The organism is Paenibacillus sp. Paensp111 (assembly GCF_059492195.1).
On sequence record NZ_CP168527.1, the window covers coordinates 2723139 to 2743316 of the forward strand.

Consider the following 20178-nt stretch of genomic DNA (forward strand, 5'->3'; position numbering starts at 1 on the left):
TATCAAATGGAATTTTTCACCTGGAATTTTGCGTTAGAATGTAATTCATCCATGATCCTGAGTGTAAAATCTGCCAGAAACGCTGCGCCATGTGTAAGAGCCTTCTCATCAATCGTCATTCGGGGATGATGAAGCGGAAATTCACCTCGCCCGCTGCCTCCGGCACCCACGAGCAGAAAGGCCCCCGGTACTTTGTCCATATAATAAGCCATGTCTTCACTTGTCATTTGCGAATGTTCCAGATGAACCATCGATACCTCTTGAGGAGCTTTCCTCAGTGTCTCTTCTGCCAACTGGATCAGCTGCAGATCGTTCACCGTTGGCGGATAGCCATAGATGTAGCTGACCTCAGCCCGGCCGTTCATTCCCGCTGCTACGCTGCCGGCAAGCTCCTGAATTCGCTTGGCCATGCGCTTGCGCGTATCCTCGCGGACCGCACGGACCGTGCCTTTCATCACTACGCGGTCGGCAATGATGTTCGGCAGGCTTCCGCCTTCTATGGATCCCATGCTGAGCACAACAGGCTCGGCCGGATCACTCTCCCGGCTGATCAGCGACTGCAGCGCGGTCATCACCTGCGCGGCGACCAGAATCGCGTCAACTCCCTGATGCGGAGCCGCGCCATGCCCGGCTGTCCCATGGACCGTGATATTCACGTGGTCCATGCTGGCCATAATCGTGCCGGGCCGCAGACCGAACTGGCCGGTTGCAAGATCCGGCCACAGGTGCAGGCCGACAATCGCATCTACCCGGGGCGATTCCAGCGCCCCCGCTTTAATCATATGCCGGGCACCGCCCAGCATTTCCTCTGCCGGCTGAAAAATAAACTTCACCGCCCCCGCCAGCTCTTCGCGCAGGCCGGTCAAGATACGCGCTGCGCCAAGCAGCATCGCCATATGTCCATCGTGGCCGCAGGCATGCATCCGCCCTTCATGCAGGGAGGCGAAGAGCAGTCCCGTCTGCTCCTGAAGCGGGAGTGCGTCCATGTCGGCGCGAAGCCCGACAACCGGTCCGGGGCGGCTTCCTTCGAGCAGCGCCACGACCCCTGTACCGGCAAGCCCGGTCTGTACAGACAGACCCAGCCTGCCGAGCTCCTCGGCTACATATGCCGAGGTCAGTACTTCTTCAAAGCCGAGCTCCGGGTACTTATGCAGATGTCGGCGAATGGCCGTGAGATCTTCACTTAGTGACAGGGCTTTTGTCCAAATGCTCTCTCTATTCATGGCCGGCTCCTTCTAAAGTAATGTGATAGATTTGACGGGGTCTGCCGCGTCCTGCCGGCTGCTCCTCCCCTACAATTCGGGCAATCTCGAACTTCTCAAGCACGGCCATGATCCGCCGTGCACTTCGCAGGGTTATGCCGAACCCTTCAGCCAGCTGGGAAGCTGTGAACGTCGTCGTCCCCAGTCTGTTACAGAACGACTGCAGCTTGTTGATCGTGCCGACACTGAGACCAACCTTCTTGGCAATGGACAGGAGCTGCGGATCCTCGCTGCGTACCGAATATTCCAGAATCAGCTCCGAGCCCATAGGTCCATACACAAGACCATCCTGCATGATCAGGAAGCAGTTCCCGCCTCCGCTCAGCTTCGCTTTAAGCAGGGCCTCTCTTGCCTTGCCTTCGGCTTCATTGGCGGTCCGGCCAATCCCAATCCCGATGCTGGCTTTCCACTGAAGCTTCTCCATAATCTCGAGCAGGAGCGGAGCCTCCTGGAATTTCCTCGTCGTCTGTTCAATGATTCCTCTAGTGGTGATGAAGGAGACCTCGTCCCCATTGGTCCATTTAATCAACGCCTGTGTCTCTTCTCCGTAATCCAGCAGGATTTGCTGCAGCACAAGTTTTTTGCGCTGAAGCTCGTATTCGGAGGCAACTTCCTTGGAAACCTTCATAAAATTATCAATGTTCATAATCCCTACTGCAATCTGGGTGCTGCTGAACTTGAGGCTCTTGGCTTCGAGCAGAGCCCGGTTCAGCGTATCCCTGATGGAGGAAAGCGTGGGAACCACTCTGTACACAGGAACACCCAGCTGCTTAAGCCGTTCATATACCGAGGTAACCGAGGTAACGGTGACCTTAACCTTGCCTTCTCTCCAGAGCTGATGGTGAAAAGAGACCAGTTCCTCGGTCTCGATGCCAACGGTATAGGTTTTTACATAGAGCTCGTAATCAGTTATGCCGATTTCCGTTAACCGCTCTTCGATCTCCTCCCGGTCGAGGACATCCACACTGATCTTAAGCCCGTTATCTCCAAGGTGAAGAACCTCGTCTCGAATGAAGTCGAAGAGAACTTTATACAGCGCAGTTCCGGAGTATTGTACGTGGACCATCGGCTTATCTTTGATTAATCCCAGGGCAATCTGATAGGGAATGGGACCCGTAAACAGGAGAATATCCGCCGAGGTGCCCACCTCTGCAGCGAGCTGAAGGGTATCCTTCTCATGCTGATACGCTGCCGGAATCATCGTAAGACCCTCATATTTGGACCCAAGCTCCATGACCGCCCGTACCAAATCCTGTGGACCGATTACGGCGACTTTTAAATTCAGGGTCATGCTGATCACCTCCATGCCTATTTACGAAAGAACATGGTGCAGGTAAGTCTGAATTTCTGCGAGAGAACGACGGGCCAGACTAAGGCATGAATCTCCAAAATACTCAAACGAAATGTATCCATCATATTCAGACGCAAGCAGGTGAGCAATCAGGGTTCTGTGGTCACAATCTCCCTGAAGAACCGGAACAGGCTCACTGAGACTCCAGTTCTGGTGGTTCCAGAGGTAATTCTTGAAGTGCACGTGCGAGATCCAAGGATATAGCTCTGTAAGCACAGGCATGGGATCCTGCCGGTCGACATAAAGGTTAAAGGGGTCATAGATCAGCTCCATGCTCGCGGACCCGGCTTCCTCCGTGAGTGCCCTGATCCGTTCCAGGCAGTCTGCATACGTATTGTTATGAATTTCGACTGCCAGCCGGATTCCTGCTTCGGCACAGCGGGCGGATGCCTCCCTTAAGGCGTTCATGGTCTGGTTCCATTCCTCTGCGCTTGCGTGGGCCGAGGGTACATGCCCGGCAAAAGTACGGATTCGCGGGCTTCCTACTTCCTGTGCGAGCCCGGCCACCCGGCTGATCTCTGCCATATCTTCCCCGATATCTTCTGCACACTTCGAGAAATACGTATATGATGCTATGGCGGGAACCTCTAGCTCCCGTTCCTTAAGAAGCGCCCGAACCTCCTCCAAAGTTCCGCCTTGGGTAACGAAATCTTCGATATGCTGCGACCACAGCTCTACCCCATCCAGAGATAGACTCTTCGCCGCATCAAGCACCTCTAGCAAAGACTTGGATTTCAGGCCGGTTGAACAAAGGCTGTACTTCCAACACGGGAATTTAGCATTAGCGTGTCTCAAGGAACTGCTCCCCTCCTTGCGCATCCGAGGCGTATATGGCTTCGATGGCCGCAATTACAGTTCTGGCGTAAGCGCCGGAGCTTTCCGGCTCCTCTCCCGATCTAATCCCCTCAAGCAGGTCCTTGAACTGCAGAACAAAGGGATCCTCCTGAACCTCAAGCTCGCACGGCTCATACTGTCCATTCCGCGAGATCCACAGTCCTTTTCCAGAACTAAGCCTGGCCATTCCCCGGGTGAAGATCAGGTCTGTCGAATCTGCGGATACACCTTTATAACCAGACTGAACGATAGTGGCGGACAGGCCGCCCGCGGTCTGCAGGAAGACCATGCCGCTGCCTTCCACATCGCCTTTGGGGCCGTAATAACTAAGTGCCGCACGGATACGGGCAACCCGGTCCCCGGTAATGAACTGGATTTTGTCGATCGAGTGGGCGCCCAGATTCATCATAATTCCCCCGCCCGACTTGGCCTTCTCAAAGAACCAGTCGGGGCGGTCGTCCTTGTAATAATGAAGATGGCGGGTATCCTGGATAGCGATAAGCTCTCCAAGCTCTCCGCTCTCAATCAGCTTCTTCGCCTGAATATTCGCAGGAAGATAGTGCTGAGTGTGGCCGACAAGGACGGAAGCGCCGGCGCGGCCTGCCGCCTCCATAATGTCATCGCACTCTTTCACAGTCAGAGCCATAGGCTTCTCGAGAAGAAGGTGACACCCCATGGAGCAGCACCAGACCGCAATCTCCCGGTGCAGATAATGCGGGACCGCGATGACAACGATATCCGGCTTCTCCACCCGGACCATCTCGCGGTAATCCGCATAAGGGGTTATACCATACTCCTGAGCGAGTGCAGTTCCCTTCGACAGATCGGGATCCGCCACGGCGACGACCGTCATCTCAGGCAACTGGCGGATGGCATTCAAATGGTTCCTTGAAATAATCCCCCCGCCGATTAGAGCTGCCTTGTAGCTCATGCGGTATTCCTCCCTTCAGTTCTCACTTAATCCCTGCTGAATTGCTGCCCTGGACAAAATATTTCTCCGCGAACAAGAACACCAGCAGGATCGGCGCGAGACTCAGCAGTGCAGCGGCTACCACGTACTGCTCGCTCCCGTTATATTGACCACCCAGAGACAGAATCCCGATTGGGAGAGTAAAGTTCTCTTTGGAGGTCAGGAAGATCGCCGGCGACAGAATCTCATTCCATTTCGTCATGAAGGTGAATACCGCAAGTGTGGCGAAGGTCGGCTTGCACATGGGCATGAAGATTCTCAAGTAAATCTGGAATGGATTGCAGCCGTCCAGCTTAGCGGATTCCTCATAGTCCTTCGGAATCGCAAGGAAGGCCTGCCGCATCAGGAAGATACCAAAGGGCTGTGCCAGCCATTCCAGCAGCCATAGCGGTGTCAGCGTATCAAGCATCGACAGATTCTTGAAGATTACGAACTGGGGAATAATCAGAACGACAGGCGGAATCATCATTGTTCCCAGCACCACCATGAACAGCGAATTCCGGAACGGGAACTCTATTCTCGCAAAAGCATAGGCCACCATGGAGCAGGAGATCAGCGCTCCGATAACAGACAATACGGTGACAATCGCGCTGTTCATCGTATACTGACCGAACGGGCCCAGCTTCCATACCTCGCTGTAGTTGCTCCACTGTACCGGATTCGGGATCCATTTCGGAGGAACAGCCGTGTACTGGGCATAGTTCTTGAGTGAGTTGAAGACTGTCGACAGGAAAGGCACGAACATGATCAGCGAGCTGATCGTAATGATGATATAGCTAACGGATTTGCGGAGTTTATATCGATTCATCTGGGGCAACCTCCTTGCAATTGTTCTCGGCGCTTATTCATAGTGCACCCACTTCTTTTGCAGGGTGACCTGTACGATCGTAAGAATAAACAGCAGCACGAACAGCACCCAGGCGATCGCGGAAGCATAGCCCATCCGCAGGAAAGAGAAGCCTTCGCGGTACAGATAGATCATGAGTACAAGGCTTGAATTGTTAGGACCGCCCGCAGCCGTGGCATCCTGTGCTCCACCCGTCATGACATAGATCTGCTCAAATGCCTGGAAAGTGGAGATGGTACTAAGCACAACAACCAGAAAAGTGGTTCCCGAGATCAGAGGAACTGTAATATTCAGAAATTTCTTGAACGTGCCGGCTCCATCTATCTCTGCGGCCTCGTATACATCTGAGGGCACATTTTGCAGCCCTGCCAGGAAAATCACCATAATGTAGCCGATCCCTTTCCACACCGCAATGAGCACCAGAAGCGGGATCACAAGATGTGGATCCTGGAGCCATGTCTGCGGCTCGAGGCCCATCCGGGTCAGGAACTCATTCGCCAGACCAAACCGCGTATTGAAGAACGCATCCGCTACATACAGAATAACGGTCCAGGAAGAAATAACCGGAAGGAAATGGGCCAGCCTGAACAGCTTAAGTGCCCTAAGCTTCTGATTCAGCGCCGTGGCCAGAATCAGGGCAAAGATGGTCTGAAGCGGAACGAACAGAACAGCGAAGTACAAGGTATTCCCTAGTGCCTTCCAGAAGATCGACTCATTGAACAGTCTCGTATAATTGTCGAGCCCCGTCCATTTCGGCGGGTTAAGAATATCGTATTCCGAGAAGCTGAAGTACAGAGACGCGATCAGCGAGCCGAGAACAAATACAACAAAGTGAACAAGATAAGGGGCAACCATCAATAGGCCCCATTTTCCGTCGGAGTTCAGTCTTTTTCTACGCTTGCGGGCCACATTCTTGACTTCCGAACGGGCGAGTTCTGTATTTCCCATCACGATCCCTCACTTTCTCCAGAGCTCCGGCTTTGCTTACCATACCGGAAATCCGGCGGGGTTATATGGACAGATCCTATAGTGTCTAAATGGGTACGGGCAGCCCTGTCACTAGAAGTGGACAGGACCGCCATATACCCGCTCATGAAGTGCTGTTATTTCTTCTTGTAAAATTCGTCAAGTACCTGCTGCACATCTTTGTCAGCGGTGCTGAGTGCCTGATCTACCGGAATTTCACCTTGGAAGGCACGGTTAATGCTGTCATTGAATTTGCCTACCCACTCACTCCATACCGCATTGACATCCAGAGTACCTGCGAAATCAAAGCTATCGAGGAAAGCTTTCTTGTTGGCTGGCTTACCGTTCAGGAACTGATCGGAGTTAGCCACGGATTTCTTGACCGGCACAGCCTCCCCGAGTGAAGCCCATTCTTTCTGAGCATCGTCCGTAGTAGCCCAGAATTTCACCCATTCCCAAGCGGCATCGCCGATTTTGTTCTCCGCTTTCTTGTTGATCACCCAGCTGTTCGCGATAACCGGGGAGAACCGTTTGCCGTCAGGTCCTTTTGGCAGAAGGGTAACATCATAGTTCAGACCGGCATTGTTGGCATCCATCGTCCGTGCGTAAATACCGATCCGCATAGCGGCTGCCTTGCTCGGGAATGGAGCCATATTGCTCTGAAAGCTCTTCAGATCAGCAGGAGTTGGAAGCAGGTGCCGATTCATTCCATCCACAATCCAGTCCAGCGCCTTCTTGTTCTCTGGAGAGTTAATAATCGATTTGGTCAGGGTAGGGTCAAGCACTCCGCCGCCAAAAGATTTCAGGACAGGCATCCAGCCTTCCGTGATGCTGAAGAAAGTTAAGCCATACTGCTTCACTTTCTTGCCGTCGAATGCAGGATCTGTGGCATATTTGCCATTAGTATCAAGCGTAAGCTTCTCGGCAGCGGCCTTCAGATCATCCCAAGTCCAGTCTGTAGTTGGATAAGCCACCTTGGCTGCATCGAACAAGTCTTTGTTATAATAGAGAACTCCAATCTGAATTCCCTGAGGTACGCCCCAATACTTGCCGTTCACATCTTTATTGAAATCCAGTCCATAGTAGTCGTCATGCTTCAAGTCTTTGCCGATGAGGTCGGTGAGATCTTTGAGTGCTCCGCGTTCAGCATATTTAGGGACGAGAACCCCATCTGACAGCCATACATCCGGTGCGTTACCCGCCGCAATCTGTGTATCCAGCTTTTGGAAGAATTGTCCGTAAGGTGCGGACTCGGTTTTCACCTTGATGTTCGGGTGGGAATCCTGGAACTTCTTGACCAGTTCCTGCATCTTGGCGTCGGTCTGAGCAGAGGAGTAATAGCCGAGTCTTAATTCCACTGGGTCTTGTTTGTCTCCATTTGGTGCACCTTCATTCTTCTTATCACTTCCTGAGCATGCGGACAGAATGATGGAAGATAACATAAGCACAGCAAGTATCAATGCTCCCCGTTTGAATGCCAGATGTTTCATGATAAGCCCCCTTAATCAATTTTATAAACAAAAGTAATCACATGTGATGTCAGCAATTACTTTCTTTTATATTCATAAAGCTAATCCGTTCATTCTTATTGGTCAACGTCCTTAATAAGACCGAAATTGCCGTATAATAATATCTATTTATTCACTCTATTAGATGAAGCGCTTCCAATTATGGGTTAAGAAGTGCGGGAGAAGCTGCAAGCTTCTGTCCGCAAGCGAATGCTAGATTAGATTTTCAAAATCAAACTTTCTACTGTCATACCTGTCTTCTGGCGTGCGGCCAAGACTTCACCTGTCAGGTGGACACCCGCGAACTGGTATCCCTTCGGACCCTGATGGGAGACGAGAAGGGTATCCACCGCATCATCCCGCACAATTTCGACCACAGTCGCCAAATTGGGGTCCACCCGCCGGCCATAGCTGTCTTCGCAGCTTCCGAGTCTCACCTCAAGCTGGGTCTGTTCATCAGGCCTCTCGGGATAGAGCAGCGTGACGAACCTAGTTATCGCCTGACCGGATTGTTGAAGTACGGCTTTCACTGCCGGCGTCTTCTCGTTATAATTCCTCGACACCCACGAGGATTCGAACCTGATCTGTACCGGCGTAACGGGGATGATCCTTAGAGAAGGGCCTGCACAGGAACCATGCTGCTCGGCTGAAGCGATAATCTCGCGCGGCTCCTGGAGCTCGGTCAAGGTCATTCCTTCGGCAAAATGCAGGGGAAGCTCATAATCATGCTCGCCATGAGAACGAAGAGTATCCACTACAACCCAGTAATCCGGCTTCAAGAATATAATCTGCCGCCTGATTTGAACTGGCTGCGCAAGTCTCCAATAGCCATCATGACCTGCTTCCGCATAATCAAATGCGGAGCTGCTCCGCCATAGGCTGCCGAGCGGACTTGCTTCCTCCTTCCACCTCCATGAATCCACATATTCCGAGATCGTCCTGCCATCTACAGAGATGGTGTTGTGCTGCAGGGACTCTTTGAAATACCGCCGATCCTCGTTCTCCATATACGTGCAGCGTCCAGGATCAACCAGAAATTCCTGGCCGTAGGCGGATAAGCTGAAATGAAGCAGATCGTCATGGCCGTGTGCCCGGATGACGTCCATATGCCCCGCATCGAACAGCAGGTACTTGGCATCCGGCGACCAGTCGCTGCGCATGAACACATAACCGCTATCCTCCAACTGAGTGGAGCAGAATTCGGGCTCCGTGGCTTTCAGCTCTTCATAACGGCGGTAACCCTCGCTGCCGAAATACCAGATACCTTCATAATCCAGGTGCTCATAGGCCTGGCTCTTCAATTCTCCGCGCCCATAGAGACAGGCTCCCCGGCTAAGCACATCCCTTACATCCGTTCCATCACTATCCCCAAGCATAGGCTGATGTCCATCAGGCTGAACAAAGGAGAGCGTGGCTGTATACATTCGGTCCAAGGTCTGCCGAAGCGGGTCTGGAGGCTGAATCCCGTTAACCTCACTGAGCCTTACGGATTCGAAGATGCAGTGAAGGACCTCATGATGATACATGGTGCACTGCTCATTATGCATCCCGTCAGCAAATACCTGAATGGGAGCCATTTCAGACAGCCGCGAGACTGCGGTCCCCATCCACTCCGCGGACTCTTCAAACTCGGGGAACAGCAGAGACAATTGGAACAGTCCGTTAGTCTCAAGATATCCCCAGTTGCTTTGTCTGTCATGCGTAGTATATGCGCGGTTCAGGTAAATGCCATGCAGGTGTACCGCTTCCTTGAACAGATTCTCTTCCTCCTCTGTCCACAGCGCAGAGGTACGGACACAGAAGTATCCTTTTAACCAGTGTGTAATCCTTATCCCGCTGTCCAGCTTCCTCCAGGTATCCTTCACGTTGTAAGCACTGGCTGCACTTGCGTCCAGCTCCTGCAAAGTCAGCGGATTCTGACTGATCCAATCCTTCATCAGCCGGATATACGCGGACACATACCGATCCTCATTCGTCAGCCAGTAAGCCTGCCCGAGCTCGCTCATGTATCTGGCCCGGTTCAGCATGACAAGCCACTCCAGATCATCGTGATGACGATAATTCCAGTTGATCTCATCCTGGAAGCTCACGGGTTCCGTACATCGTTCCATGTCCCAGCGATGAGTGAAGATGAACGTATTCTCGCAGGCCAAATTGGACCGGTGCAGCACCTCCTTGACCTCCTCGGGCCAGTGCCTGTGGCAGGCGGAGACGATAAATTCCTTATCTTCCTCTGTCCAGTAGAATCGCGGGGGCTGTGCCAATTTCTGAGTATTCACTTGGTTCAATCACTCCTCTCTGCATGCTGAGGTGGCGGATCACCGAATAATTGATCCTTGATCTTCCTCCCGGTGGGTGTGTCTGCAAGGCCGCCCATCGCGGTCTCTTTCAGGGTATTCGGCATCGCCTGCCCGATCCGGTACATGGCTGTGATCACCTCATCAGCAGGAATGATACTCCGGACCCCGGCCATCGCGAGGTCTGCAGCCACCAGCGCGTTCGCTGCTCCCATCGCATTGCGCATTACACAAGGAACCTCGACCAGACCCGCGACGGGATCACATACAAGTCCTAGCGTGTTCTTCAAGGCGATGGCCACAGCCTGGGCCGACTGTTCCGGCGTGCCTCCAGCAAGCTCAACGACAGCCCCGGCTGCCATCGCAGAAGCAGATCCAACCTCGGCCTGGCATCCGCCTGCCGCACCCGAGATAAAGGACTGGTTCGCTATGACCATTCCAATGGCTCCCGAGGTGAACAGGAAGCGGACCATCGCCTCCCGGCTGACCCCAAGCTCAGGCGCTAACCCGAATAAACATCCGGGTATCACACCGCAAGCTCCGGCCGTAGGAGTTGCTACAATTGTGCCCATGGCGGCGTTCACTTCATTGGTTGCAATAGCCCGGCTGACAGCGTTCAGCATTTTCGTGCCGGAAATTGTATTCCCGCTTGCGGCATAAGCGTGAAGCCGCTTGCCTTCACCGCCGGTCAGACCGCTGTGCGATCTGATATCCTCGGTGAGCCCGCGCTCTACGGCCTGCTCCATGGTCTCCAGATGCTCCTGCATTCGGCTGATCACATATTCACGGGTGTGGTCGGTTGCCGCCATCTCTTCCCGGATCATGACTTCGGATATCGGGATCGCAGCCTGCTCCGCAAGCTGAACCAGCTGTTCAATCGTCTTGAATTCCACGGCAGCTGCACTCCTTTCATAATCTATAGAGGAGCGATAATGCGGACCCCATGTACATGGGCAAAAGCTTCGATCTTGCTTCCCATAGCGTCATCCATAGGCTGATCAGTCTCAATCAGCAGCAGGGCCTCCTGGCCCTTGCCTTTGCGGGACATGTGCATACTGCCAATATTAACCTGGTGGTCAGCAAGAACCTGGGCAACCGAGGCAATCATTCCGAAGTGATCCTCGTGGAAGACCAGCATCGTCCAATAATCTCCCGTCAGATTCACGGCGAATCCTCCCGCTTCCTTGACTTCAATCTTCCCTCCGCCAATGGAAATGCCTTTGATCTCCAAGCTTCCCTGATCGTCCGACAGAATAACCCTAACCGTATTCGGATGTTCCTCCGGATCGTCAGCCTTTGAGATCAGGATATCAATATCCAGATCCTTCGCCATGAGCAGAGCATCCTTGATTCTTGGATCAAAAGTATCAAATTGCAGAATGCCGCCAACCAGGGCTACATCTGTTCCATGGCCTTTATACGTCTCGGCAAAAGAGCCATAGAGCACAAACTCGGCTCTCTTGGGCGGCCTGCCAAGCAGCATCCGGGCCATCCTTCCGATTCGCGCCGCTCCGGCGGTATGGGAGCTGGATGGGCCGATCATAGCCGGGCCGATAATGTCGAATACGGACCTGAATTTCATACTCTTAGCCATTCTTCTAGATGGGCCTTCACAAAGGCGTCATCATTCAAATGAGGATATTGCCGGTATACCCGGTCGATCTCTTCCATCTGTCCTTCGGATAATTCCTCTTCCGGATTCAGACACCATCTTCCTTCCAGAAGCCCCTGCCTGCGCAGAACCTCGTGGATGCCCGGAATACATCCGTGGAATCCGTGAGAAGGATCGAAGAAGGCTGCATTGGCATCGGTAATCTGCGCCCCCCGCTGAAGCAGTTCAGCCGGGATAGCGGCTCCTTGTTCCCGAAGCTCCAGAATTTCATCGAACAGTTCTACTGCCTTTCGTGTCCACACGGCCCAGTGACCGAGAAGACCTCCAGCAATTCCTTTCTCCAAGACTCTTCCCTCTTCTTCGAACCGGTAGGTAGTAAGCAGATCGGCGACGATGCTGTCATCGTTGCCCGTATACAGCACGATTTCATCCTTTCGGCTCGACATGCATACGGCACGAACCACATCGAGGGTCTGATACCTGTTGAACGGAGCCATCTTGATGGCTTTAACGCCCGGGATCTCCGCAAACTCTTTCCAGAAGGAGTAACTGAGCTGCTTGCCTCCTACAGCGGGCTGAAGATAGAATCCGAATACCGGAATAATCTCCGTAATCGCCTCAGCACGCTTTAACAGCTGGGACTCCGTCCAGTCACCCAGACCTCCAGCACTTACCAATCCGAGATCATAGCCGTATTTGACAGCGAGCTCAGCCTCCCGAAGTGCCTGATCGGTTGGCCCGCATATGCCTGCTACCTTGATCAGCGGGCGGTCAAGTCCCGCGGCCTCCACCTCTTCCGCCGCAAGACGCAGGACTGGTTCCAGCAGGCCGATATCCGGGTCACGAATTTCAAACTGCGTGCTGTGCACAGCAGCTGCGATCCCGCCTGCACCGGAAGCGATATAATAGCGTGTCAACGCCCGCTGCCTGCGCTCATCCAGCTTGCGGTCTTGGTTCAGCGCCAAGGGATGCGCGGGAATCACCGTACCTCTCTCCAGCAGGCTTTGGACTGAAGGGCTTAGCTCACGAGATTCCCCCATTTAGAACGCACCTGTCCTTTCTTGGAAATGTGTAGGTTTGCCCAGAGTCTCCCCGCCTCTCGCCACCCACTGCAGTGTCCAGTCGATCATTTCCCGTAGCGATACGCGTGGATAGCCGAACAGCTGGTGCGATTTGGAGGCATTGCTCAGAAGAGCTGTATCCCGCTCTTCGCCTGTAAAGATCGGCTGCTTGCCAAGACCATCCCCGAATCGTTCTGCCAGCCACCGAATGGAAACGGTTTCAGGTCCAGTTACATTAAGCGTCACAGCTGGGGAATCACTGATCAATAGAGAACGGATTGCCATCTCATTGGCATCCCCCTGCCAGATGACGTTCACTTGGCCCATCCCCAGATCAATGGGACGTCCCTCGTTCACGGCGCTGGCTACCTCAAGCAGGATTCCATATCGTAAATCTATGGCATAATTCAGGCGAAAATTCACAACCGGGGTACCATTCTCACGGGAGAAATATTCAAATACACGCTCCCGGCCCAGACATGACTGGGCATATTCGCCGATCGGACCAGCCGGATGCTCCTCTGAAGCTCCTCCAAGGGAAATGGGAGTCAGCGGATAAATATTGCCGGAGGAGAAGGATACGATCCGGGAATTGCGGTACTTCTCGGCAACACGTCCGGGAAGATAGGCATTCATGGCCCAGGTGAAATACTCCCTTCCGGTTGTGCCGAACTTGTGCCCGGCCATATAGATGACATTGGGAACATCCGGCAGTGCACGCAGCGCCTGATCACTCAGCAGATCTGCACTAATAGTCTCAATCCCGAATTCCTCAAGCTCCTTCTGCAGAGTACCTGAAGAGAACCTGGATACTCCGATGATCTTCTTCTTCACCCCGGCAGCCTCGGCTCCCCGCTTTGCCAATTTGGCCAGACTCGGCCCCATCTTTCCGCCGACGCCAAGAATCAGGATATCGCCATCCAGCTGAGCCAGATCAGCGGCCAACGCAGCAGACGGCTCACTTAGACACTGCTCCAATTCGGATACTGTTTTCACTACCCATCACCTCATCTGTTCATTTAATCGCCTGCTCTGGTCTTTCTACCCCCATAGTAGGACCCCCTATATTAAAAGACAACGACTTTAAATAGACCCTTAATTCCCAATAAAAAAAACGCCTCCAAACTGGGAGTTTGGCAGACGTTCATCTTCAATCTAAATGCACAGGGTCAGAAAGAGATCATTGCCCCGCTCTCATCAAATAAGGCGGAAGGGTTCCAGACCACTTCCCAGACATGATTCTCCGGGTCGGCGAAGTATGCAGTGTGACCGCCCCAAAATGCTTCGTGAGGCTCACGGAGAATGGTTCCCCCTGCTGATCTGACCTGCACTATAATGTCATCCACTTCCTCTGGTTCCTCGACATGAATAGCAAGAGTAATTCCTCTAAATGCAGGGTCTACAGGCGGACCAGCCAACTGCTGGAGTCCGGCATCCTTTAGCAGCTCTTCATAGGGAAATAGGGACAACAACACGCCTGCAGTGGTGAACACACTGTATTGATCATTGCTGGCAGGTGTTTCTTCCCAGCCAATTCCCCGGTAAAAGGCTCTCATCTTCGGCATAGAGAATGTTCCAAGCGTTACAAGGGTGACGCGCTGCGGTACCATTTACATCCCTCCATAATATGACTTAAGCCGATTGGTTCTCGATTTGCTCCACCCAAATTTGCTTAACCCAAAGGCTGTAACTTCTATTTTATCTCGCCTATCTTAAAAATAATATAAATCTGGTGTCTAATTTTGACATGCAGACTAGTTATTTATTTACCTCTGGTAAATATTTGAGCAGACGATCCCGGTTCTTCCTATCCTCCTCAAGAGTGCTTATGTACTAAAATACAGGCTGAGCATGAAACCTCACCCCTAGTCCGGTCTATAAGACTATCGAATGACTATTTGTTAAATCTGGAAGTCACCAGTTACTTTTGTATCTAAATTCCATTGATGATTTCATTCATCCTCTCTCTTTCGACTGCATCTGAGCAAAGCCGCAGACCTGCAACCGATTCTACTTCCACAGATAACATAGTTAAACAGTAGGATATGTTTTCTGTCAAAAATATGTAAACTCTTAGTAGCTTCACTCTATCCTATGTAACTAGTAGCCAAGGATCTAAATCGAGAAGGAGGAAACCATTTGAAGTCTATTTCACGTCAGCAATGGTTGGTCGGAGTTCTTAGTGTCTCCCTAGTTCTTGCCGCAGCTTCTCCAGGTATTGCATCCGCTGCTTCTACGGTAGATGCACAGACTGCATCCAAATTAAAGGTCCAATCCAGATTGAGTTCCAATCTGAATATTCCCCGCAGCGGTGAGCTGACTCCAAGTGTAGCACCTCTTCTGAAACCTTCATCTTCACCGGACTCACCTCAGAATTTTGTTCCAGAAAGCGATAGCAGCAATCTGACTACCGTCATCATCCAATTGAAGAATGATCCTATTAAAGTGTTCGAAAAACAGTCGGCTGGTGCCAGTCTTACAGATCATACGAGCAAAGTCCGTATTGAGCATAATACCTTTAAATCCGCTGCACAGGCGCTGCGCGGTCTGACTTTTAAGAGAGAATACTCCAAAGTGTTCAACGGCTTCTCCGCCCAGCTTCCCGCGAACCAGGTTAAAGACCTGCTCAAGCTGCCTGGCGTGAAGGCTGTCTTTCCTAACCTCACCTACCATGCTACCCCGATTGTATCCAAGAGCGAAGTCGGTCCGTCCCAGGATAACAGCATTCCGTACATTGGAGCTCCGAAGTGGTGGAATCAAGGCTATAAAGGTAAAGGTGTTAAAGTCGCTGTAATTGATACCGGAGTCGATTATAACCATCCAAGTCTCAAAGGCGCTTATAAAGGCGGCTACGATTTCGTAGATAATGACAAGGATCCGTTCGAGACGAAGCCGGATCCAACTAAGCCTCCTGTTGACGGCCGACCTTACGATACCGAGCATGGTACACATGTATCCGGAACTATTGTGGGACGTGGTAATCCGGACGATCCACAGGGCAAGGAAGGCTGGGCGCGGGGCGTTGCACCGGAAGCTGATCTGTACGTCTACCGGGTCCTTGGTCCCTACGGTAATGGCTCTACAGAGAATGTCGTGGCCGGCATTGAAGAAGCCGTTGCCGATGGGAATGACGTGATCAATCTGTCACTCGGCTCTGACTTCAACAATCAATACACAGCGGACAGTGTAGCCGTGGATAACGCAGTGAAGGCCGGAGTTGAAGTGGCCGTATCCGCCGGGAATGAAGGTCCTGGAGATGAGACACTTGGCAGCCCGGGCGGCTCCCAGCTCGCGATCTCTGTAGGTGCTTCCACCCCTCCGGGTGAGACCCCTATTTTCAAATCGGCTGAGCTTGGTGACCTGTATGCCTATCTGACCACCTACTCCCCTGAGCTCAAGGATAACAAGGATGGCTGGGAAGTGGCTGCTGCAGGTCTTGGCAAGCCTGGCGACTTTGCGGGGGTCGATGTTAAAGGCAAAATCGCCCTGATCTCACGCGGCGAAATCTCCTTCCATGACAAGGCTATCAATGCCAAAGCGGCCGGCGCGGCCGGCGTCATCATTTACAACAATGTGCCGGGTGAAATTCAAGCGACCCTCGGCAGTGAAGGCGATTACGTGCCAACGTATACCATCACTCAGGAAGATGGGCTCAAGCTGAAAGCTAAAGCTTCAGCATCGAGCTATAAGATTCATATTGGAGCTGTTCAGGAACAGGACCTCCTGGCGGACTTCAGTTCCCGCGGTCCGGCTCTTCCGGACTACTCCATCAAGCCGGATATTACAGCTCCAGGCGTAGCCATTACTTCTTCAATACCTTCCTGGACTGGGGATTACAGCAGCGCTTATGAATCCTTGCAAGGGACAAGCATGGCGGCCCCTCATGTGGCAGGTGCAGCGGCCCTTCTGATTGAGCGTTCCAAGTCTGAACGCAAGGAGAATCACCTGAATCCTGAACAGATCAAGGCTCTGCTTACCAACAATGCAGTCGAGATTCACGATCGTTCCGGAACGCCTTATTCCGTTCAGCTTCAAGGTGCGGGACGGATTGATCTGGGCAATGCTTTGACAGCGGAAGCGGTCGCTTCGGTCAAAGAGAATCTTCCAATTCAGCTTCAGGGCTCTTCGAACAGCGAGTACCAGACAGGAAGCCTGTCCTTTGGGCAGCAGGCTGGCGGTACCACGATTACGAAGGAGATTACTCTGAAGAACATTGCAAATACCAAGCAAACTTATGATGTACAGGTGAACTGGAGCGCAGAAGGCAAGAAGGTTCCTTCACTCATCTCTTCCACTCAGCAGGTCACTTTGGAGCCTGGACAGAAGCAGAACACCTTTACGGTGAAGCTTACTGTCCCTAAAGGAACGCCGGAAGGCAAATTTGAGGGACAGGTTCTCCTGGTCAAACAGGGAGACGGTCATACGCTTCGTCTGCCGGCAAGTGTATATGTTGGGGAAGCATACAAGATCGGCGAGATTAACAATATTGCCTTCTCCAATGATATTTTCTCACCTAACCAGGATTACCTGGCTGACACGACTGACGTATCCTTCAATGTGAATTATCCGGTCAAGGACTTCGATCTGGTCGTTAACAGCGACACTGAAGGGGACCAAGGAATTCTGTACAATGGACTTAGCCATTCCCCGGTTCATAATCCTGACACTTATACGATTCCAGACTGGAATGCCACCGTCTCCGATCATGGCCAAGCCAAGTCGTTAAAGGATGGACTTTACTGGCTGACACCCGTTATCCATGATACCAACTCGCGTCTGGATCAGGAACGGGCACCTTTTGTTGTCGATCGCGAAGCTCCAAAAGCTGAGATCGACCCACCAGGGCTTGTCATTAATGAAGCCGATGGAACTAAAGGAACCATCTCCGGACAGGTACTGGGAGACACACTCCTTAATGTGCTTCCAAATGTAAAATACTCCGATGTTATCGGGGTTGCTGTATTGACCACGGACCCTAGCGGTACTTATACGCAAGCGGATGGTGTGGTCGATGACAAGGGACACTTCAGCGTAAATGTTCCTGTCTATCCGGATATCGACAACAGCTATGAAGTCTATGTATACGATGCTGCCTCCAATGGTCTCCTGACTCCTCTTGCTACCCTGAAGAAGAACCAGGAACAGGCTAAGATCTTCGCGGATCCTGCCACACAGGAAGCCAAGACGAACACGGACTTTCAAGTTGGAATTAAATTTGCTACTACGGCAAAAGCGAGCTCAGCCTCCTTCAGCCTACTTTATCCTAAGAACTTCAAGCTGAATGCCGTGAAGCTGGACCCTACTGTTGTTCCCGACGTTCAGAATGCGGTGGTTACGCAGGATATCGTGGATGCACCTAACGGAGACAAGCAGCTGAACTATTCGGTAAGCTTGAAGAGCGGTACCTTCACAGGTTCAGGTCAGCTTGCCAGTGTAAGCTTCCAATCCGCTGCTGCGGGCGAATATGCCCTTACGCTCACATCCGCTGGTGTGAAAGCTGGCGCAGTTCAGGTACCGGTAACGGGTCTTAACACCGTTCAAGTGGTTGTTAAATCCGGCGGAACAGATCCGGGTACGCCTGAACCGGGCGTGTTCAACCTCGATTCTGATGATTATTCCCTGCTCGTGGGAGAACAATTTGAGACCGTAGCTCTGTTCACGGATCAGAATGGCAAGGTCACGAATGTCTCTTCCGATGCCGTGTATACTTCCAAGAATCCTAAAGTGGTTACAATTGACAAGTACGGCGTCCTTACAGGCGTGAGCAAAGGCGTTACACAAATTACGGCGACTTATAAAGGACATACCGTTACAGCTGGTGTTCTGGTTGTTGTTCCATATGTGAAACCGTCCAGCAATTAATTGACTCTCCCGTAAATGATTGAGGGGGCTGCCCGGCAAAGTCCAATGTGACTTGCCGGGCAGCCCCCTTTTATAGCTAAAGACTATGGATGTACTTACAAGTGCACCACACTAGATTACATCCGAGTACAGTCTGTTCATTGTCTGTTCATCATGCTGCTGACTGCGCAGCTTCTGTCTTGCCCGGTACAGCAGGATCTTGAACCTTGACAGCCCAATCCCCATCCGGTCAGCGGATTCTTGATAGGAGAAGCCCTTGAAATCATACAAAAGTACGGTCTGCCTCTGGACCTCGTTCAACGTATCCAGCATTTCGGAGACTGCCTGCTGCTTCTCCTTAATCATGAAGAGAGACTCCGGCGTATCCGTCTCTGGAAGCTCATTGAAGTAATCGGTATCATAGGTCTGCATCCGGTTTTCTTTGCGCATTTTATCAATGAATACACGATAAGCCACTCTCAGCAGCCATGGTCTCACCCGGTCTAGATGTTCAGGCTTCAGATGAACCAATGCGCGTGAGAAGGTCTCCTGCATCAAGTCCTCTGCCAGATGGTGATTCTTCCCCAGATACAGCAAATATCGATATACATCTTTTTTGTAGTCTCTATATATTTTCTCTAGTTGAGCACAGTCCATTTGACTCTCCCCCTGATTCATTGTTCTTCATATCATCACAGTTACTTCTTCTGCTCGAACCCATATTCCAGCAGCCTGCTTGAATCCGTCCACACACCCTCTGCCGTGGAGTGGAGAACCACGCTAATCAGATTTCTGCCCGACCTGCTTGCGGAAGCAACCAGGCAGTATCCTGCCTCATCGGTGAAACCGGTCTTAATCCCGTCAGCTCCTTGAAAATAATACTGGCTCCCACTCTGGATCAGCTTATTTCGATTGGAGAAGGTAACCTCGGACAGCGCAGCTGTGTGCTTCTGCTCAGCAGCAATCGTTCGAAAATCCTTATTTCTCATGGCAGCCCGCGCGATGATCGCCATATCTTTTGCCGTGGAATAATGATTCGGGTCATGCAGACCGTGTGGATTAACAAAATTAGAAGATTTCGCTCCCAGCTGCTTAGCCCTTATATTCATCAGACTGGCAAAATAGACTTCCGACGCTTCCGGGGACATGCTGTGTCCCGAATCCAGTCTTGCGATATACCTGGCTGCGGTTCGTGCCGCATCATTTCCTGAAGGCAGCAGCATCGCTGCGGCAAGATCCTTAAGCCGTAACTTCTGGCCCTGCTTAAGCCCGGCAGAACTCTCGCCCGGTGTTCGAAGACTTACTTCCTGCCCTACGGTAATCAGGTCATTCGGATCTCCCTTTTCCAGCGTGATCAGTGCGGTCAGAATCTTGGTTGTGCTTGCCGGATACAGCCGCTCAGTATCATTAATGGAGAACAGGATATCGCCTGTATCTTCATCCATAAGCAGGATTCCCTCCCCCTTCAGGCCAGGCAGGGAAGGGTAGTTCAGATGCCTCCACTGCATCTTGATCTCTTGACTCAGGGCAGACGCATGCCTCTTCACATTCCCGGAGCTTACTTCAACGAGCAAGAGTATTATGATAAGGAACCCCGCTATAAATACCATCTTTCGCTTAATCACCTTG

Annotated in this window: 16 protein-coding genes; 1 reads left to right on the forward strand and 15 read right to left on the reverse strand. The window is 52.0% G+C overall.

The features are described 5' to 3' along the window. Positions 1-2: 2 nt before the first annotated feature. The 13 genes from ACEN86_RS12680 to ACEN86_RS12740 all read right to left on the reverse strand — a co-directional run bounded on the left by ACEN86_RS12680 (position 3) and on the right by ACEN86_RS12740 (position 14318). Complete coding sequence (locus ACEN86_RS12680; protein ID WP_495630990.1) at positions 3-1223, reverse strand: M20 metallopeptidase family protein; 1221 nt, start codon at positions 1221-1223, stop codon at positions 3-5. Beyond that, complete coding sequence (locus tag ACEN86_RS12685) at positions 1216-2553, reverse strand: transcriptional regulator (protein ID WP_495630991.1); 1338 nt, start codon at positions 2551-2553, stop codon at positions 1216-1218. The genes ACEN86_RS12680 and ACEN86_RS12685 overlap by 8 nt, the downstream gene beginning before the upstream one ends. A gap of 21 nt (positions 2554-2574) precedes the next feature. Further along, complete coding sequence (locus ACEN86_RS12690) at positions 2575-3408, reverse strand: sugar phosphate isomerase/epimerase family protein (protein ID WP_495630992.1); 834 nt, start codon at positions 3406-3408, stop codon at positions 2575-2577. Next, complete coding sequence (locus tag ACEN86_RS12695) at positions 3395-4378, reverse strand: Gfo/Idh/MocA family protein (protein WP_495630993.1); 984 nt, start codon at positions 4376-4378, stop codon at positions 3395-3397. Before ACEN86_RS12695 ends, ACEN86_RS12690 begins: the two co-directional genes overlap by 14 nt. A 22-nt stretch (positions 4379-4400) precedes the next feature. Next, positions 4401-5225, reverse strand: coding sequence for a carbohydrate ABC transporter permease (locus ACEN86_RS12700; RefSeq protein WP_495630994.1), 825 nt, complete (start codon positions 5223-5225; stop codon positions 4401-4403). A gap of 33 nt (positions 5226-5258) precedes the next feature. Continuing rightward, complete coding sequence (locus ACEN86_RS12705) at positions 5259-6212, reverse strand: carbohydrate ABC transporter permease (RefSeq protein WP_495630995.1); 954 nt, start codon at positions 6210-6212, stop codon at positions 5259-5261. 155 nt (positions 6213-6367) lie between these two features. Then, positions 6368-7720 (reverse strand): ABC transporter substrate-binding protein, encoded by a 1353-nt coding sequence (locus tag ACEN86_RS12710; RefSeq protein ID WP_495630996.1) that lies wholly within the window; start codon positions 7718-7720, stop codon positions 6368-6370. A 236-nt stretch (positions 7721-7956) separates the two neighbouring features. Next, complete coding sequence (locus ACEN86_RS12715) at positions 7957-10017, reverse strand: alginate lyase family protein (RefSeq protein ID WP_495630997.1); 2061 nt, start codon at positions 10015-10017, stop codon at positions 7957-7959. Between the two features lie 5 nt (positions 10018-10022). Continuing rightward, positions 10023-10928 carry an L-serine ammonia-lyase, iron-sulfur-dependent, subunit alpha gene (sdaAA, locus tag ACEN86_RS12720; RefSeq protein WP_495630998.1) on the reverse strand — a complete coding sequence of 302 codons (906 nt, stop codon included), beginning with the start codon at positions 10926-10928 and terminating at the stop codon, positions 10023-10025. Positions 10929-10951: 23 nt separating this feature from the next. Next, positions 10952-11617 carry an L-serine ammonia-lyase, iron-sulfur-dependent subunit beta gene (gene sdaAB / locus ACEN86_RS12725; RefSeq protein ID WP_495630999.1) on the reverse strand — a complete coding sequence of 222 codons (666 nt, stop codon included), beginning with the start codon at positions 11615-11617 and terminating at the stop codon, positions 10952-10954. Further along, the gene (locus tag ACEN86_RS12730; protein WP_495631000.1) at positions 11614-12687 is read right to left on the reverse strand and encodes a dihydrodipicolinate synthase family protein; all 1074 of its coding nucleotides are present in this window, start codon (positions 12685-12687) and stop codon (positions 11614-11616) included. Before ACEN86_RS12730 ends, sdaAB begins: the two co-directional genes overlap by 4 nt. Beyond that, a complete protein-coding gene (locus ACEN86_RS12735) occupies positions 12688-13704 on the reverse strand; it encodes an NAD-dependent epimerase/dehydratase family protein (RefSeq protein ID WP_495631001.1) in 1017 nt (338 codons plus the stop codon). 173 nt (positions 13705-13877) lie between these two features. After that, on the reverse strand, positions 13878-14318 hold the full coding sequence (locus tag ACEN86_RS12740) for a VOC family protein (protein WP_495631002.1): 441 nt from the start codon (positions 14316-14318) through the stop codon (positions 13878-13880). Positions 14319-14847: 529 nt separating this feature from the next. On the opposite strand from ACEN86_RS12740, the gene ACEN86_RS12745 reads away from it, so the two are divergent. Next, positions 14848-18570: a S8 family serine peptidase gene (locus tag ACEN86_RS12745; RefSeq protein ID WP_495631003.1), complete on the forward strand. Its 3723-nt coding sequence runs from the start codon at positions 14848-14850 to the stop codon at positions 18568-18570. A gap of 111 nt (positions 18571-18681) precedes the next feature. Here ACEN86_RS12745 and ACEN86_RS12750 read toward each other — a convergent pair whose 3' ends face one another. Then, complete coding sequence (locus ACEN86_RS12750; protein WP_495631004.1) at positions 18682-19206, reverse strand: sigma-70 family RNA polymerase sigma factor; 525 nt, start codon at positions 19204-19206, stop codon at positions 18682-18684. A gap of 41 nt (positions 19207-19247) precedes the next feature. Beyond that, positions 19248-20174 carry a D-alanyl-D-alanine carboxypeptidase family protein gene (locus ACEN86_RS12755; protein ID WP_495631005.1) on the reverse strand — a complete coding sequence of 309 codons (927 nt, stop codon included), beginning with the start codon at positions 20172-20174 and terminating at the stop codon, positions 19248-19250. Between the last annotated feature and the right edge of the window lie 4 nt (positions 20175-20178).